The sequence below is a fragment of the Pseudomonas sp. R3-56 genome (assembly GCF_051132075.1).
Classification (GTDB): Bacteria; Pseudomonadota; Gammaproteobacteria; order Pseudomonadales; family Pseudomonadaceae; genus Aquipseudomonas.
In genome coordinates this window covers 2,100,923-2,118,135 of the sequence record NZ_CP071657.1, presented here as the reverse complement: position 1 = coordinate 2,118,135, position 17,213 = coordinate 2,100,923, and the positions used below count along the sequence as shown (strand labels likewise).

Below are 17,213 nucleotides of genomic sequence, written 5' to 3'. Positions count from 1 at the left end.
TTCCGAGATGCCAGCTCTCTACGTGATGATCCCGGCCGCACTGTTGATCGTGGCCGTCGCCGTCTACATTTTCTTCTGGGCCGTGGACAGCGGCCAATACGATGACCTCGACGGTCCGGCCCATAGCATCCTGTTCGACGACCAGGACCCGAACCACAAGGCGGCCGTCGAGGAAGCCAGCAGCGCGGACCACAAGCCGGACGACAAGGCGCCGCCCCATGCTTGACCTCGCGCCAATGCTGGTTTCCGCCGTCATCCTCGGCCTGCTCGGTGGCGGGCATTGCCTGGGCATGTGCGGCGGGCTGATGGGCGCCCTGACCCTGGCGATTCCCAAGGAACAACGCAGCCGCCGCTTGCGACTATTGCTCGCGTACAACCTGGGACGCATCGTCAGCTACGCCGCGGCCGGCCTGCTGATCGGCCTGGCCGGCTGGGCCGTGGCGAACAGCCCGGCGGCGAAGATCCTGCGCGTGCTGGCCGGTTTACTGATGATCGTCATGGGACTTTACCTGGCGGGCTGGTGGAGCGGCCTGACCCGTATCGAAAGCCTGGGCCGTGGTTTGTGGCGGCATATCCAACCCATCGCCAACCGCCTGCTGCCGGTGTCGAGCCTGCCCCGGGCCCTGCTGCTCGGCGCGCTGTGGGGCTGGCTGCCCTGCGGACTGGTCTACAGCACCCTGCTGTGGTCCGCCAGCCAGGGTAACGCGCTGGACAGTGCACTGCTGATGCTCGCCTTCGGCCTGGGCACCTGGCCGGTCCTGCTCGCCACCGGCCTCGCGGCAGAGCGCGTCACGGCACTGCTGCGCAAACGCAGCGTGCGCATGGCCGGGGGGTTGCTGGTGATTGTCTTCGGCATCTGGACATTGCCGGGGCCGCATCAGCATTGGCTCATGGGGCATTGACCGAGCTCACAGACAATGAGGAATGCCCGGCAACCCTGTGGCGAGGGAGCTTGCTCCCGCTGGCCTGCGAAGCAGGCCCCAACAATCTTCAGGCAGAACGCATTTGCTGATATTGCGTCTGCTGCGCAGCCGAGCGGGAGCAAGCTCCCTCGCCACGGGTTTTGAGTTGCCTGGGCTGGCATGATCACTGACTACCCCATGCCCCGTTGACGCAAATCAACACGCCCCTTCCCTTCGCCTCATAGACTTCAAGCATGCCAGCCTAACCGGGGAACGCCCGCATGCTCGACGCCATTCGTTGGGACTCAGACCTGATCCGCCGCTACGACCTGGCGGGACCGCGCTATACCTCGTACCCGACCGCGGCCCAGTTCGCCGGCCAGGTGGGCACGTTCGACCTGCTCCATGCCCTGCGCGACAGCCGCAAAGCCCGCAGGCCTTTGTCGCTTTATGTGCACGTACCGTTTTGCGCGAACATTTGCTACTACTGCGCCTGCAACAAGGTCATCACCAAGGACCGCGGCCGCGCCCATGCCTACCTGCAACGCCTGGAGCAGGAAATTCAGCTGATCGGCTGCCACCTGGACCCGGCCCAGCGCGTGGAACAGTTGCACCTGGGCGGTGGCACGCCAACCTTCCTCAGTCACGACGAGCTGCGCCAGTTGATGGCCAGGCTGCGTGAGAGTTTCAACCTGATGGACGATGACTGCGGTGACTACGGCATCGAGATCGACCCGCGGGAGGCGGATTGGTCGACCATGGGTCTGCTCCGGGAATTGGGTTTCAACCGGGTCAGCATCGGCCTGCAGGACCTTGACCCTACCGTGCAGCGTGCCGTCAACCGCCTGCAAAGCCTGGACGAAACCCGTGCGGTGGTCGAAGCCGCCCGGACCCTGCAGTTTCGCTCGATCAACATCGACCTGATCTATGGCTTGCCCAAGCAGACCCCGGAAAACTTCGCCCGCACCGTCGAGGAAGTGATCAGCCTGCAACCGGACCGTCTCTCGGTGTTCAACTACGCCCACCTGCCGGAGCGCTTCATGCCGCAGCGGCGCATCAACAGCCAGGACCTGCCGAATCCTGTGCAGAAACTGGCCATGTTACAAGGCACTATTGAACAGCTGACCGCCGCCGGTTATCGCTACATCGGCATGGACCACTTCGCCCTGCCCGATGACGAACTGGCGATCGCCCAGGAGGAAGCGACCTTGCAGCGCAATTTCCAGGGCTACACCACCCACGGTCATTGCGACCTGATCGGCCTCGGGGTCTCGGCCATCAGCCAGATCGGCGATTTGTACTGCCAGAACAGCAGTGACCTGAACCAATACCAGAACGCCCTCGCCGACGGGCAATTGGCAACCAGCCGGGGCATTGTGTGCAATGCCGACGACAGGCTGCGACGCGCGGTGATCCAACAACTGATTTGCCATTTCAGCCTGGTATTCGCCGAGATCGAGCAAGTCTTCAATATCGATTTCCGGGGGTATTTCGGCTCTATATGGCCGCAACTACAGACGATGAACGACGACGGGCTGGTTGAACTGACGGCTACGCACATCAAGGTACTCCCTGCCGGACGTCTGTTGGTGCGTTCGGTTTGCATGGTATTCGACGCGTATCTGCAGCAGCAGAATCGGCAGCGTTTCTCCCGCGTCATCTGAGCGCGACAATTTGACGGCAATGCCACACTGGCCGGTGTTTGCGTGCTGAGTTACCCTTACGGCTTATGTGTGTTTTCCCACAAGGATTTTAAGAAATGTCCGAGCCAGTCAAATCGCGCGCTCATAACCAGGCCCATTGCAAGGACTGCAGCCTGGCCCCTCTGTGCCTGCCACTTTCGTTGAATCTGGAGGACATGGACGCGCTGGACGACATCGTCAAACGAGGCCGTCCGTTAAAAAAAGGCGAGTTCCTGTTCCGCCAGGGCGATGCCTTCGATTCGGTCTACGCCGTGCGCTCGGGCGCCTTGAAGACCTTCAACCTGAGCGACGGTGGCGAAGAACAACTCACCGGTTTCCACTTGCCCAGCGAGCTGGTCGGCCTGTCGGGCATGGACACCGAGACCCATCCGGTCTCGGCCCAGGCGCTTGAGACGACCTCGGTATGCGAGATTCCGTTTGATCACCTGGACGAACTGGCCTTGCAACTGCCGCAACTGCGTCGTCAACTGATGCGCGTGATGAGCCGGGAGATCCGCGACGACCAACAGATGATGCTGCTGCTCTCGAAGAAAACCGCCGACGAGCGCATCGCGACCTTCCTGGTCAACCTCTCGGCGCGTTTCCGCGCCCGTGGTTTTTCGGCCAATCAGTTTCGCCTGAGCATGTCGCGCAACGAGATCGGCAACTACCTGGGCCTGGCGGTGGAAACCGTGTCCCGCGTGTTTACCCGTTTCCAGCAGAGCAAACTGATCGCCGCCGAGGGCAAGGAAATCCATATCCTTGACCCCATCCAGCTGTGCGCCCTGGCCGGCGGCTCGGTCGAAGGCTGATGCGCCTGCGCGGCTGAGGCTTTTGCTGCCGCCGCGCTATACTGCCGCGTTTGCAGCCAGCAAGGACACCTCGACGATGGTCTTCGACTCCTTCGACATCAAATCCCTGATCCGCCCGGTAATCGACTTCCCCAAGCCAGGCGTGATCTTTCGCGACATCACCCCACTGTTCCAGTCCCCCACCGCGCTGCGGCTGGTCATGGACAGCTTCGCCCATCGCTACGTCGAGGCCAGCTTCACGCACATCGGCGCGATGGACGCGCGCGGCTTCCTGATCGGCTCGATCCTGGCCTATCAGTTGAACAAACCGCTGGTGCTGTTCCGCAAGCAAGGTGAATTGCCGGCCGACGTGCTGGCCGAGGGTTACCAGACCGAGTACGGCGAGGCTTTCATGGAGGTCCACGCCGATAGCCTGTGCGAGGGCGATTCGGTGGTGATGTTCGATGACCTGATCGCCACTGGCGGCACGCTGATTGCCGCCGCCAACCTGATCCGCCGCATGGGCGCCACGGTCCATGAAGCCGCCGCGATCATCGACTTGCCGGAATTGCTCGGTTCCCGGCGGCTGGAGGACATGGGAATACCGACGTTCTGCCTGACCCGGTTTTCGCTTAGCGAGAGATAATTCCCGCCAACAAAACATCTATCCCTTGTGGGAGCGAGCCTGCTCGCGAAGGCGCTGTGTCAGTACATGATTTTTTGACTGATCCACCGCTTTCGCGAGCAGGCTCGCTCCCACAGGGGTATGTGTGGCTGTTTACAGAGCGATCGGCTTGCGTCCGGCAAACGAATGCGCCAGCGTCCCGCCATCCACCAGCTCCAGCTCGCCACCCAATGGCACGCCATGGGCGATGCGGGAGGCAACCAGGCCCTTGTTGCCCAGCAACTGAGCGATGTAATGGGCGGTAGCTTCGCCTTCCACCGTCGGGTTCGTCGCGAGGATGACTTCGGTGAACGTGCCCGCTTCTTCGATGCGTGCCATTAACTGTGGAATGCCGATGGCCTCCGGCCCCAGGCCGTCAAGCGGCGACAAGTGGCCCTTGAGTACAAAGTAGCGGCCACGGAAACCGGTCTGCTCCACCGCGTAGACATCCATCGGCCCCTCCACCACGCAGAGCAGGCTGTCGTCCCGGCGCGGGTCGGCACATTGCGGGCAGAGGTCGTCTTCGGTGAGGGTGCGGCATAAGCGGCAATGCCCTACCCCTTCCATGGCCTGGCTCAGGGCTTGGGCCAGGCGCGACCCGCCGCTGCGATCACGCTCAAGCAATTGCAACGCCATGCGCTGGGCAGTTTTCTGACCCACACCCGGCAAGGTTCGCAGGGCATCGATCAGTTGGCGGATCAAAGGGCTGAAGCTCATGGAGGAAACGTCCGACATAACAACGAGACGCGGTTTATACCCGCGCCTCCGTTTAGCGTCAAATACTCAATCCTTCGACACGCGTATCACCAATTTGCCGAAGTTGCGCCCTTCCAGCAGCCCGATGAAAGCCTGCGGCGCGTTCTCCAGGCCATCCACCACATCTTCGCGGAACTTGACCTTGCCATCGCGCACCCACGGCGCCATCGCGCTGATGAACTCCGGCTGGCGGTCGCCGTAGTCGTCGAACACGATGAAGCCCTGGATCCGCACGCGTTTGGTCAGCAACGTGCGTTGCAGTTGCGGCAAGCGATCCGGACCGCTTGGCGGCTGATGTTCGTTGTAGGACGCGATCAAGCCGCAAAGAGGGATGCGTGCCTTGGCGTTGAGCAGCGGCACCACCGCGTCGAAGACCTTGCCGCCGACGTTTTCGTAATAGATGTCGATGCCCTGGTCGCAGGCCCGGGCCAGTTCGTCGGCGAAGTTCGCACTCTTGTGATCGACGCAGGCGTCAAATCCCAACTCGTCGACCACGTATTTGCATTTTTCACTGCCACCGGCCACGCCCACCACTCGCAGCCCCTTGATCTTCGCCACTTGGCCGACCACCGAGCCCACGGCGCCCGATGCCGCCGCGACCACCAGGGTCTCGCCTGCCTTGGGTTGGCCGATGTCCATCAGTCCCATGTAGGCGGTCATGCCCGGCATGCCCAGTACTCCGAGTGCCATCGAGGGGCTGGGTAATCCGGACGGGATGGGGATGACGTTGCGGCCATCGCTGATGCAGTGGCTCTGCCAGCCCGTAGCGCCGACCACCAGATCACCTTCCTGGAATTTCGGGTGCATCGAGCGCTCCACACGACTGACGGCGCCACCGGTCATCACTTCGTCGATTTGCACTGGCGCTGCGTAGGAAGGCGCGTCACTCATACGCCCACGCATGTAGGGATCGAGCGAAAGGTACAGCGTCTTTAGCAGGATCTGCCCGTCCGCCAGGTCCGGCAGCGTCACGTCTTCAAGACGAAAGTTTTCCGGGGTTGGCGCACCTTGGGGGCGCGAGGCCAGGACGATGCGCTGATTGGAAATCGATGACATGGAGGCGGTCTCCTTGTTCGGTGAGTGGACACGTATAGGGAGCAGACCATTGCCGAGGGGGCGGCGTTCGATGTTTGTTCAGTTGGTCCGCAGTGTGGCCTTCGCGAGCAGGCTCGCTCCCACATTTTGATCGCAACCACCTATCCATGTGGGAGCGAGCCTGCTTGCGAAGGCGGCCTGGTATTCACGCAAAACATCCGGGCCACAAACAAAAATGCCAGGCGCGATGCCTGGCATTGTATGTAGCCCATCCCGAGCGGGATGGCGAATCAGAACGGCAGCTTCATGCCCGGCGGCAGTTGCATGCCGGCGGTCATGCCGGACATTTTGTCCTGGCTGTTGGCTTCGATCTTGCGCACCGCGTCATTGACGGCGGCGGCAAACAGGGCCTCGAGCATTTCCTTGTCGTCTTCGCTCAAGCCCTCGACCACGCTCGGGTCGATGCTGACGCGCTTGATGTCGTGGCGACCGGTCATGACCACGGTCACCATGTCGCCGCCGGACTTGCCGGTGACTTCGGCGTTGGCCAGCTCTTCCTGCATCTTGGCCATTTTTTCCTGCATCTGCTGCGCCTGCTTCATCAGGCCGGCCATGCCACCTTTCATCATGGGAATCACCTCGAAAGTACGTGGATAAACACAGCGCCCGGCGTTCAGGCCGGCGCTTTCAATTATGAGCCCTGGGTAACCGGGGCCTCGACAGGTTCGATAGTATCGTGACGGACCACGGCGCCGAACTGTTGCATCATCTGCTGGATGAACGGATCGTTGTGGATCGACTCCTCGGCTTCGCGCTGGCGGTCGGCACGCCGGCGGGATGCGGCCTGGGCCGGGGTTTCCTGCTCGGGCTTGATCAGCTCGATGGTCAACGTCAGGGTGCGCTGGTGATATTGGTTCAGCGCATCGTTCAGGCGACGTTGCTGGGTCGCGTTGAACAGCGCGCTGTGGGCCGGATCCAGGTGCAGCAGCCAATGGTCGCCGTCCACCGAAATCAAGGTGCAGTTGGCGGCGATGCTGCCGGTCATGCCACTGATCTGCAGTTTCGGGAACAACTCCAGCCATTGCAGCGCCAGCCCGGTGGCCGGCATTGCCGCCGGTTCCGGCTCGGGCTCCGGCGCCGGCTCGGCGGCGTGCTCGCTGGCCAGGTCGTCCAGGTAACTGTAGGCCGAGTCCATGTCCGGCTCGATGTAGTCCTCATCCAACGGTGGCTCATCGTCCAGGTCGATGCCCGGCGTGGCGACAGCAACGTCAGCCACCGTCGGCTCAGGCATCGGCGCGGCCACCCACTCGGGTGCATCGGGCACCACGCTGTCAGGCGTGGGCATCGGCATTGGCGGCAGCTCAGGCTGCTCGGCGACGGTTTCCAGCACCGGTTCCACGGCAGGTTGCTGGACGATCTCCGGCTCGACCGGGTCATTCCAGGGCAGGTCGATAATAGCTTCGGCGACCGGCTCGGATGGCGCCTCGACAGCCGGCTCAGGCTGCGCCTCGATGACCGGCTCGGGTGTAGCGACGACAGCTGTCGGCTCGGCTATGGGCGCCACCGCTGCCGGGGCAGAAGCCGCTGCCGACGCAACAACGGGCGTGGCAGCCACTGGCTTGGCGGAATCAGCTGTGGCCTGGCTGATCCCCACTGGCTTTAGCGCTTGTCTCGGCGCGTCCGGCGTATCGGCCGGCCGGAACGCGAGCATGCGCAGCAGGACCATTTCGAAGCCGCCGCGCGGATCCGGGGCCAACGGCAGGTCGCGTCGACCGATCAGGCCCATCTGGTAATAGAACTGCACGTCTTCGGCCGGCAGCGCCTGGGCCAATGCCAGTACGCGATCGCGGTCCCCGTGACCATTATCGACCCCCTCGGGCAAGGCCTGGGCGATGGCGACACGGTGCAGTACGTTGAGAATTTCCGAGAGCACGCCATTCCAGTCCGGCCCCTGCTCGGCCAGGTGACGCACCGCTTCAAGCAGTGCCTTTGCGTCACCTTCTATCAGCGCGTGCAACACGTCATAGACCTGGCCGTGATCGAGGGTACCGAGCATGGCGCGCACATCGGCAGCCATGACCTTGCCCTCACCAAAGGCGATCGCCTGGTCGGTCAGGCTCATGGCGTCGCGCATCGAACCATCGGCAGCGCGGCCCAGCAGCCAGAGCGCGTCGTCCTCGAAGGGTACGTTCTCGACGCCCAGGACGTGCGTCAGGTGCTCGACCACCCGTTCCGGCGTCATGTTCTTCAGCGAGAACTGCAGGCAGCGCGACAGAATCGTTGCCGGAAGTTTCTGCGGGTCGGTGGTGGCCAGGATGAATTTGACGTAGGGCGGCGGCTCTTCGAGGGTCTTGAGCAGCGCATTGAAGGAATGGCTGGAAAGCATGTGCACTTCGTCGATCAGGTAGACCTTGAAGCGCCCTCGGCTCGGGGCGTATTGCACGTTGTCGAGCAGCTCGCGGGTGTCTTCGACCTTGGTGCGGCTGGCGGCGTCGATCTCGATCAGGTCGACGAACCGACCTTCGTCGATTTCCCGGCAGACCGAACATTCGCCGCAGGGCGTCGAGGTGATACCGGTTTCACAGTTCAGGCACTTGGCAATGATCCGCGCAATGGTCGTCTTGCCCACGCCACGGGTGCCGGTAAACAGGTAGGCATGGTGCAGCCGCCGGCTGTCCAAGGCATTGATCAGAGCCTTGAGCACATGGGTCTGGCCGACCATTTCGCGGAACGAGCGCGGACGCCATTTACGTGCAAGAACCTGATAACTCATCGAAAACCGTCGCAACGAAGGAACATAAGCGGCTAATGCTAGCGGAGCAGGGCCGAAATTGCATCCGGTGTGCTCGTCTAATCTGACTAAGCTTGAGTTGGGGCTCGGTTGTCGACGCGGTTTTGCACAGTCAGGAGAGTTTATGCGCTCAGCCATGGGGGCTTTGCTGTTGCTGGGTACAGGATGTTTCGCCGCCGAAGGGCCCCTGCGCTTCGCCATTACCGATGGCTGGGCCATGCCCATGGTACAGATCGAACGGGGCCGTCCGACCCAGGGCATTCTTCCGGACGTCATGACCAGCCTGGCAACTCAGGTCGGCATACCGGCACAGTTTCATGTCCTTGCTCGCGGGCGATTGGACAGCGCCATGGAACACGGCGAAATAGACATGCGATGTTACGTCTCGCCCGACTGGGTGAAGGATAAAGGGGGCGATTACCTTTGGAGCGTCCCGCTGTTCTTTCAGCGCGATGTACTCGTTGGCTCGGCCAACGCCCCCGCCCGAGTGACACCGGCAACACTCGCCCAGCAGTCCATCGGCACAGTGCTCAGCTATCGCTACCCGACGCTGCAACCCTTGTTCGACAGCGGCCATCTGCGTCGTGACGACGCGCGCAGCCAGGACCAGGTGCTGGCGAAACTGCTGGCCGGCCGCTATCGCTATGCCGTCAGCAATCAATGGGCACTGGACTGGTTCAATCAACGGCATGGCGCCGACCGGCAACTGCATGAGGTTGCCGTCCTCCAGGAACAGCAACTGAGCTGTTATGTGCGCAATGACCCGGACATTCCGGCGCAACGCATTCTGCGCACCTTGTTAAAAATGAAAATGTCCGGGGAAATCGACGCGATCATCCAGCTTTATACCGGCCGCAACGAAGGGTCGCAGGGCGCCTCCCCTTGACTGCCCGGGTGGGCCTGCCACTGCGGCGGCGAGATGAAGTCCCTTACCCAGCCCGGTATCTCGTCGGCCGGCATGGGCCGGGCGATGAAGTAACCTTGGGCCACTTCGCAGCCCAGGCGCAGCAACAATTGCCCATGTTCGAGACTGTCCAGGCCTTCCGCGACCACTTGCCGGCCGAACGCCCGGGCCAGGCCGATTACCGCCTCGGTCAATGCCAGGTCGTCCCGGTCATCGAGGATGTCGCGCACGAACGTCTTGTCGATCTTGATGGTTTGGGTGCGCAAGTGCTTGAGGTCATTGAGCGAGCAATAACCCGTACCGAAACCGCCCAGTGAAAACCCTACGCCCAAGGCCTGGCACGCTTGGAGGCAGGCACTGACATGGGCCAGATTTTCCACGGCGACCGACTCGACGATCTGCAGATCGAGCATCCGCGGCGGCACCGTCGGATGCCGTTCCAGCATGCGTTGCAGCCGCTCGACGAAATCCGCCCGCTGGAAATGCCGCGCCGAAATATTGATGCTCACCGGCCAGCCCTGCCCCGCCTGCTGCCATTGCTGAAGCAGCGTCAGGACCTGGCCCATGACCCATTCGCCGATCTCGACAATCAGGTCGGTCTCTTCTACCAGTGGCAGGAATTCGCGCGGCGGCACCAGGCCTCGTTGCGGATGCTTCCAGCGCAACAAGGCTTCGAGACCGACTACCGCGCCGTTGCGCATATTGACCTTGGGCTGGAAATGCAGCCGCAGCTCATCGCCGGCGAGTGCCTGCCGCACCCGATCGACAATCTGGTAAGTGGCCCGCACTTCCTTGTCCCGGGATACATCAAACAGATGAAAACGATTGCGGCCGCTCTGCTTGGCGACATACATCGCTTGATCGGCGTGGCGCAGCAACGTATCGGCGTCTTCGTTATCCCATGGCGACAACGTGACACCAATGCTGGCGAAGACGTTGATACTCTTGCCGTCGATCGCATAGGGCATGGAAACCGCAATCAGTACCCGGTTCAATGCGGCATGCAGCTCGTCCATTCCAAGCACATGACGCAGCACCAGTACGAACTCGTCGCCAGCCAGGCGCGCCACCACATCCTCGCCGCGCACAATGCTGCGCAGCCGCCGGGCGACTTCCACCAGCAGCCGGTCACCGCTGGCATGGCCATAACCGTCGTTGACGGCCTTGAAGCCATCCAGATCGAGCATGCACACCGCCAGGGGCAGACTTTCCCCCCGCGAAAAGTCCAGGGCCTGGTCCAGCAGCTCGGACAGGTAGGTGCGATTGGGCAACCCGGTCAGCACGTCGTGCCCGACACGCCATTGCAACGAGTGCAACAACCGGCGCTTTTCGCTGACATCGAAGCGAATCGCCAGGTAGCGCTCGATATGCCCGCTCGTTTCGTCGGCTACCGGTACCAGGGTGGTATCGACCCAATGCAGCGTGCCGTCCTTGGACCGATTGCAGATTTCACCTTTCCAGACATTACCCAGGGCGATGGTGCGCCACATCGCACTGAAAAATTCGCTGGGGTGCTGCCCCGAGTTGAGCAACCGGTGGTTGGATCCCAGCAGCTCATCGCGTCGGTAGCCAAACAGGGCGCAGAATTGATCGTTGACGTAGGTGATGCGCCCGCTCAAATCGGTTTCGGAAAAGATCGCGGCGGCGTCAACAGCCCTGCGGTACTTCTTATCCATCGAAGCAGTCATCCATGAGTCAGGCTCGTTTGTCGCGCGCGGTTGCACCGCCCCCGGACGGGCGAAAATCAACTAGGCTCAAATACCTTGAGAAAGCTGGAGCACGGACGCTGGCGGTGCGACCTGCATGCTCCAGGCCCCGCCTTGTGTCGCTGCAAAGAAGCGCGAGCCCCGGTCTTTTCGCACACCCGGCTTCTGAAGCAGGTCACCAAATCCCCATGCCAAAGGCTGATTCTACGAAACGCATCACATTTTGCAAAGCAAGGTGATGGAACGCGCGGTTGCCTAATGCGAAAATCTATCGTTAAGTTCTTGATTCTGAATGGGAATTAAGCGATGCAAATTTCAAGTCTGGGCTCGGCCATCAGACGCTACCGCAAAGTAGCGGGGCTCACTCAGGCTGAACTTGGCGAAAAGACCGGTTTTGACCCCAAAACCATCAGCCGCTTCGAGACCGGCACCTACACTCCCAGCGTCGAAGCCTTGTTCCTGCTGGCCAACGCGCTGGACGTACAGCCCAAGGCTTTTTTCGCCGACATGGGCGAGGAAGATGAACAGCGGGCATACCTGTTCAATGTCATTCACAAAGCCACTTCGAAGGATCTCGGGAAGCTGATTGCCGCGGTTGAGCAGGCGTTGGCCAAGTCTTGAGGTGGATATGAAAAAGGAGCCCAACCTGTCGTTTTTCGACGGATCGGCTCCTTTTTTCATTCGATCGTCGAGCAGACCAAAGCGTGGGACAGCCGACCGCGACGATCTATATGGATCAACAAAAAGGCTAGGTAGTATTCGGCAAACCTTGCGAACGAAGGCCTGAGGCGTTATGGAGGCAACCCCACCAGCCACACCCCGGCACACAATGTTCCCGCTGTGGCTGCTTCCTTCCGGATCTGACCAGGTTCACGGGTAATCGTTGCGGGGGGACCGATGGGGTCACCATAACGACGCCCGCCTGACGGCGAGCCGCGCCATTGTACCTGTCTGACAAGAAGTTACAACCGTTCGTGCGGGATTAAAAACTGATTAAGCTCAAGCACTTGCTTCGGCTGATCGGCACACATCAACCCGGATGCAGGCCGGCCGGACGCTTTCGCGAGCAGGCTCGCTCCCACAGAACAGATAAGGTATCCAAAGGTGGGAGCGAGCCTGCTCGCGAAGGCGTCGGTACATTCGAGATAGGGGCAGCCTCCTTCCACAGACTACAACAGCACCTCATCCGCCCGGCCACCCTCCTCCTGAATCACCAGATGGATGAAATGCAGCTTGGTGATCACCGCCGCCGGCACGACGAACGGGTAGAAATCCGGCTGGCCCATGCTGCGCGAGAGTTCGTTGAGCATGCCGGCCAGTTCGATCCAGGCGTTGACGAATGACAGGAACGCCGCGCCGCCGGTGTGCTCGGGGTCGAACAGGGTTTCGGGGGGAAATGGCTGGTAGTCGAAATCCATTTCCCGCGCGCTCATGCCAAAGCCCAGCGCCGTATCCACCGCGTCCATCATGTGCAGGTAATGAGCCCAGGTTTCGGCCCAGTCCTCCCACGGATGCATGGTGGCGTAGGCGCTGACGTAACGGGACTGCCAGTCCACCGGCGCGCCTTGCTGGTAGTGCCGCTCCAGGGCTTCGGAATAGCTGGCGCGCTCATCGCCGAACAGCTCGCGGAAGGGTTCCAGCCAATGGCTGTCGGCAATCAGGCGATCCCAATAGTAATGACCCACCTCATGGCGAAAGTGTCCGAGCAAGGTGCGGTACGGCTCGCGCATCTGCTGACGCACGTGTTCGCGGTGGGCATCGTCGGCCTCTTTGATATCGAGGGTGATGAGTCCACTGGCGTGCCCGGTCGTCGGCGGTTTGCCGTCGAGGTCGACGCCGATGAAATCGAAGGCCAGGCCAATATTCTCGTCGACGGCCTTCGGAATGACCGGCAAACCGAGGGTGATCAGTTGCGCTACCAGTCGACGCTTGGCGGTTTCGACCTTGCGCCAGCGCTCGGGATTTTCCGGGACCGACAGGTCGGGAATCGTGCGGTTCAGGCTGCAAGCGATGCACAGCGTGTCTTGCCCGTTGGCAGGCAGCAGCCAGTTACACGACGCCGGGGTATCGAGATTGGCGCAGCGACGGAACAGTCCCGCCTGCGGATCGACATCCAAGGTCCAGGTATCCGGTTGCGCGCCGGGTTGCAGGGACGACAGGCGGCTCCGCTCCGGCTGATAGCCCAGCGCCGCCAGGCAGGCCAGGCATTGGCTGTTGCGAAAGAACAATGACTGGCCGCAGCGACACGGCCAGATCTTGCTGTTGCGTGATCGGTCGCCCAGGAACGGCGCAGCGATGCGTGAGCTCAGTTGTTCGAAGAAGCGGTACATGGCGATCTCTCCCTGGAGCCTGCAAGACTAGATCACCCTGCGTGCATGATCGTTCCCACGTTCTGGCCATGGACCACAACCCGTGGCGAGGGAGCTTGCTCCCGCTCGGCGGCGCAGCCGTCGTAAACCGGCTGATGCGCTCCACCTGGAGGGTGCGTCGTTCCGGTTGGGGCGGCTGCGCCACCCAGCGGGAGCAAGCTCCCTCGCCGCAAGAGCGGGCTGCCCACTCACACTGTGATGCCATGCCCCTTCAAGAAATCGACGAAGGCTTGTTCGTCGAGCACCTTGAGCCCCAGCTCATTGGCCTTGGCCAACTTCGAACCGGCGCCCGGCCCGGCCACCACGCAATGGGTCTTTGCCGACACGGAACCGGCCACCTTGGCGCCGAGGCTTTCCAGCTTGTCCTTGGCGACGTCGCGACTCATCAATTCCAGCGAGCCGGTCAGCACCCAGGTATGCCCCGCTTCAGGCAAACCCTCGACGACTTTTTTCTCGCTCTGCCAGTGCATGCCGAAATCCCGCAGTTGCTGCTCTGCGGCCACGGCCAGCTCGCGGCTGGCGGCGCTGGCGAAGTACTCCCGCACGGCGTTGGCCTGCTTTTCCGGCAATGCCTGGCGCATGTCCAGCCAGTCGGCATTCATGACCGCTTCGAGGGAGCCGAATTTGTCCGCCAGTTTTTGCGCCCCGCCCGGTCCGACCGAAGGGATGTGCAGCTTGTCGAGGAAGCCGCCCAGGGCGGTGCTGGCGGAAAACTCGGCGCCGAGTTCGCCCTGGTCCTGAATCTCCAGGCCATGACGCAGCAAATCCTTGATGACCTGGCGATTGTGCGGATCCTCAAAAAAGCTGTGGATCTCATGAGCGACTTCCAGGCCGACATCCGGCAAGTACGTCAGCACTTGGGGCAAGGCCGCCTGCACGCGCTCCAGCGAACCGAGGGAGCGGGCCAGGACCTTGGCGGTTTCCTCGCCCACGTCCGGAATGCCGAGGGCATAGATGAAGCGCGCCAGGCTCGGCTTCTTGCTATCGACGATAGCCGCCAGCAGGTTCCTGCTCGACAACTCGGCGAAACCTTCCAGATCGACCACTTGCTCGAACGTCAGCGCGTAGAGATCGGCTGGCGAGCCCACCAGGCCTTCATCCACCAACTGCTCGACGCTTTTTTCACCCAGGCCTTCGATGTCCATCGCCCGGCGCGAGACAAAGTGGATGATCGCCTGCTTGAGCTGCGCGCCGCAGGCCAGCCGACCGACGCAGCGGTACACCGCGCCTTCGCTGACGGTTTCGCGGCCCTTGCTGCGTTTGATCAGTTGCGTGCGCTCGACATGGGAACCGCAGACCGGACACTGCTCAGGCACCTGCACCGCCCGGGCGTTGTCCGGACGACGCTCGGTGACGACCTGCACCACCTGCGGAATGACGTCGCCGGCGCGGCGAATGATCACCGTATCGCCGATCATCAAGCCCAGCCGCGCCACTTCGTCCATGTTGTGCAGCGTGGCGTTGGCCACGGTCACGCCAGCCACCTTGACCGGCTTGAGCCGCGCCACGGGGGTGACGGCGCCGGTGCGGCCCACCTGGAACTCCACGTCCAGCAACTCGGTGAGTTCTTCGCTGGCGGGGAATTTATGCGCGATGGCCCAGCGCGGCTCCCGTGCCCGAAAACCCAGCTCGCGCTGCGAAGCGATGTTGTTGACCTTGAACACCACGCCGTCGATTTCGTAGGGCAGCGAATTGCGCCGCTCACCGATGTCGCGATAGTAGTCCAGGCATTCGTCGATGCCGTGGGCCAGCTTCAGCTCGCGGCTGACGGGCATGCCCCAGGCCTTGAGCTGCTTGAGGTTGCCGATGTGGGTATCGGCGATGTCCGAGGTCACCTGGCCGATACCATAGCAGCAGAACTCCAGGGGGCGGTTGGCGGTGATCCTCGAATCCAGCTGGCGCAAGCTGCCCGCCGCGGCGTTGCGCGGGTTGGCGAAGGTCTTGCCGCCCACCTCCAGTTGCGTAGCGTTGAGACGCTCGAAACCGGCCTTGGACATGTACACCTCGCCACGCACTTCCAACACCGGTGGCCAGCCGCTGCCCTGCAGCTTGAGAGGAATATTGCGCACGGTGCGCACGTTGACACTGATGTCCTCGCCCGTGGTTCCGTCACCGCGCGTCGCGCCGCGCACCAGCATGCCGTCCTGATACAGCAGGCTGACGGCCAGACCATCGAGTTTCGGTTCGCAGCTGTACTCCACCGCCGCGCCAGCGCCGAGCAAATCGCCCGTGGGCAAGTCCAGACCTTCCGTCACCCGGCGGTCGAACTCACGCATGGTGTTTTCATCGAAGGCATTGCCCAGGCTGAGCATCGGGATTTCATGACGCACCTGGCTGAACGCCGACAGCGCCACGCTGCCGACCCGCTGGGTCGGGGAATCGCTGGTCACCAGCTCCGGATGCTGCTCTTCCAGGGCCTTGAGTTCGTGGAACAGGCGATCGTACTCGGCGTCCGGGATGGTGGGTTCGTCAAGGACGTGGTAGCGATAGTTATGCTGGTCCAGCTCGGAGCGCAGCTCCAGGATGCGGGTTTCGACGGCGTTCATGGTGTTCTCTCATAAAGCAAAAGAGCAGCCTGGGCTGCTCATTTTTCAAGACTTTCTGGGAGGGCTTCGCCCTCCAGCGGGAGCAAGCTCCCTCGCCACAGCAAGCTCCCTCGCCACAAAAAGCCCTAGCCATAAAGACTCTGGCGACTTCAGCGCTTCTGGGTCAGTGCCCGGCGCTCGAACTCGACGATACGCTGGCGGTAATGCTCGATGGTCTGGGCGGTCAGTACGCTGCGCTGGTCATCCTTCAATTCACCGTTGAGTTCCTGGGCCAGCTTGCGAGCCGCGGCCACCATCACATCGAAAGCCTGTTTTGGATGGCGCGGGCCTGGCAGCCCGAGGAAGAAGCTCACCGCCGGGGTACTGAAATGATCGATGTCGTCCAGATCGAACACGCCTGGCTTGACGGCGTTGGCCATGGAAAACAGCACCTCGCCATTGCCTGCCATGCTTTCGTGGCGATGGAAAATATCCATTTCGCCGAAACGCAGGCCACTTTCGAGGATGTTCTGCAGCAGCGCCGGGCCCTTGAAGCCGGCTGGATCGCGGCAGATCACACTGATCACCAGCACTTCTTCAGCCTGGGCCTGGTCCTTGTCACCGTTGGAACCGGAGGCCTTGCTCTCGTCCGGGAAATCACCGTCGCGGCTGCTGAAGCCTGGACCGCCATCAAGATCCAGGTTCAGGTTCAGGTCGCCCTGGGACGGCTCGCTGTTGCGCTTGCCGCGCTTGGAGCCCGACTCACGTGGCTCGCGCGCCGGCGCGCTCATGGACGGCAGGTCGTGTTCGTCCAGCTGCGGCTCCTTTTGGGTATCCAGCACCCGGGGCGGGCCCAGCAGTTCGGCACTGTCATCTTCATCCGGCAGGTTCGACAGGCTGCGATCCAGGCGAAACTTGAGTTTCCCCTTGCCGCCGCGCATGCGACGCCAGCCGTCGAAAAGAATACCGGCAATGACAATGATGCCGATGACGATCAGCCACTCGCGCAGACCGATTTCCATGTAATCCCGTGCCTCTATAAAAATGCTGATAAATAAGGGGCTTAGCTATTTGCAAACCGCTTTAAA

General features: G+C 62.0%; 15 protein-coding genes and 1 other RNA gene. 7 read left to right on the top strand and 9 right to left on the bottom strand.

The window, feature by feature from the left end; translation table 11 throughout:
• The first annotated feature begins 7 nt into the window (after positions 1-7).
• The 5 genes from ccoS (at position 8) to J3P96_RS09645 (ending at position 4,021) form a co-directional block, all read left to right on the top strand.
• A complete protein-coding gene (gene ccoS / locus J3P96_RS09665) occupies positions 8-226 on the top strand; it encodes a cbb3-type cytochrome oxidase assembly protein CcoS (protein WP_434572984.1) in 219 nt (72 codons plus the stop codon).
• Positions 219-902, top strand: coding sequence for a sulfite exporter TauE/SafE family protein (locus J3P96_RS09660; protein WP_434656700.1), 684 nt, complete (start codon positions 219-221; stop codon positions 900-902). Before ccoS ends, J3P96_RS09660 begins: the two co-directional genes overlap by 8 nt.
• Positions 903-1,183: 281 nt before the next feature.
• A complete protein-coding gene (gene hemN / locus J3P96_RS09655; protein WP_434656697.1) occupies positions 1,184-2,566 on the top strand; it encodes an oxygen-independent coproporphyrinogen III oxidase in 1,383 nt (460 codons plus the stop codon).
• A gap of 95 nt (positions 2,567-2,661) precedes the next feature.
• The gene (gene fnr, locus J3P96_RS09650) at positions 2,662-3,396 is read left to right on the top strand and encodes a fumarate/nitrate reduction transcriptional regulator Fnr (protein WP_305499946.1); all 735 of its coding nucleotides are present in this window, start codon (positions 2,662-2,664) and stop codon (positions 3,394-3,396) included.
• A 76-nt stretch (positions 3,397-3,472) separates the two neighbouring features.
• Positions 3,473-4,021, top strand: coding sequence for an adenine phosphoribosyltransferase (locus tag J3P96_RS09645; protein ID WP_434656694.1), 549 nt, complete (start codon positions 3,473-3,475; stop codon positions 4,019-4,021).
• A gap of 132 nt (positions 4,022-4,153) precedes the next feature.
• Here J3P96_RS09645 and recR read toward each other — a convergent pair whose 3' ends face one another.
• The 4 genes from recR to dnaX all read right to left on the bottom strand — a co-directional run bounded on the left by recR (position 4,154) and on the right by dnaX (position 8,603).
• Entirely contained in the window at positions 4,154-4,756 is a 603-nt protein-coding gene (recR, locus tag J3P96_RS09640; RefSeq protein WP_305499942.1) for a recombination mediator RecR, read from the bottom strand.
• 66 nt (positions 4,757-4,822) lie between these two features.
• Complete coding sequence (locus tag J3P96_RS09635; protein ID WP_434656691.1) at positions 4,823-5,851, bottom strand: NADP-dependent oxidoreductase; 1,029 nt, start codon at positions 5,849-5,851, stop codon at positions 4,823-4,825.
• Between the two features lie 269 nt (positions 5,852-6,120).
• Entirely contained in the window at positions 6,121-6,459 is a 339-nt protein-coding gene (locus J3P96_RS09630; protein ID WP_003183512.1) for a YbaB/EbfC family nucleoid-associated protein, read from the bottom strand.
• Between the two features lie 62 nt (positions 6,460-6,521).
• A complete protein-coding gene (dnaX, locus tag J3P96_RS09625) occupies positions 6,522-8,603 on the bottom strand; it encodes a DNA polymerase III subunit gamma/tau (RefSeq protein WP_434656689.1) in 2,082 nt (693 codons plus the stop codon).
• A 142-nt stretch (positions 8,604-8,745) separates the two neighbouring features.
• On the opposite strand from dnaX, the gene J3P96_RS09620 reads away from it, so the two are divergent.
• Positions 8,746-9,507 (top strand): substrate-binding periplasmic protein, encoded by a 762-nt coding sequence (locus J3P96_RS09620; protein WP_434656686.1) that lies wholly within the window; start codon positions 8,746-8,748, stop codon positions 9,505-9,507.
• Here J3P96_RS09620 and J3P96_RS09615 read toward each other — a convergent pair.
• On the bottom strand, positions 9,465-11,201 hold the full coding sequence (locus J3P96_RS09615; protein WP_434656685.1) for a putative bifunctional diguanylate cyclase/phosphodiesterase: 1,737 nt from the start codon (positions 11,199-11,201) through the stop codon (positions 9,465-9,467). The genes J3P96_RS09620 and J3P96_RS09615 overlap by 43 nt on opposite strands.
• A gap of 336 nt (positions 11,202-11,537) precedes the next feature.
• On the opposite strand from J3P96_RS09615, the gene J3P96_RS09610 reads away from it, so the two are divergent.
• The gene (locus J3P96_RS09610) at positions 11,538-11,852 is read left to right on the top strand and encodes a helix-turn-helix domain-containing protein (RefSeq protein WP_434572969.1); all 315 of its coding nucleotides are present in this window, start codon (positions 11,538-11,540) and stop codon (positions 11,850-11,852) included.
• Between the two features lie 182 nt (positions 11,853-12,034).
• On the opposite strand, the gene ffs is transcribed toward J3P96_RS09610, so the two are convergent.
• From ffs to zipA, 4 genes are all read right to left on the bottom strand, one after another.
• Positions 12,035-12,131: signal recognition particle sRNA small type (ffs, locus tag J3P96_RS09605), an RNA gene on the bottom strand.
• A gap of 269 nt (positions 12,132-12,400) precedes the next feature.
• Positions 12,401-13,561: a zinc-binding metallopeptidase family protein gene (locus J3P96_RS09600; protein ID WP_434656683.1), complete on the bottom strand. Its 1,161-nt coding sequence runs from the start codon at positions 13,559-13,561 to the stop codon at positions 12,401-12,403.
• Positions 13,562-13,788: 227 nt separating this feature from the next.
• Positions 13,789-16,146, bottom strand: coding sequence for an NAD-dependent DNA ligase LigA (gene ligA, locus J3P96_RS09595; RefSeq protein WP_434656680.1), 2,358 nt, complete (start codon positions 16,144-16,146; stop codon positions 13,789-13,791).
• A gap of 149 nt (positions 16,147-16,295) precedes the next feature.
• Positions 16,296-17,147: a cell division protein ZipA gene (gene zipA, locus J3P96_RS09590; RefSeq protein ID WP_434656678.1), complete on the bottom strand. Its 852-nt coding sequence runs from the start codon at positions 17,145-17,147 to the stop codon at positions 16,296-16,298.
• Between the last annotated feature and the right edge of the window lie 66 nt (positions 17,148-17,213).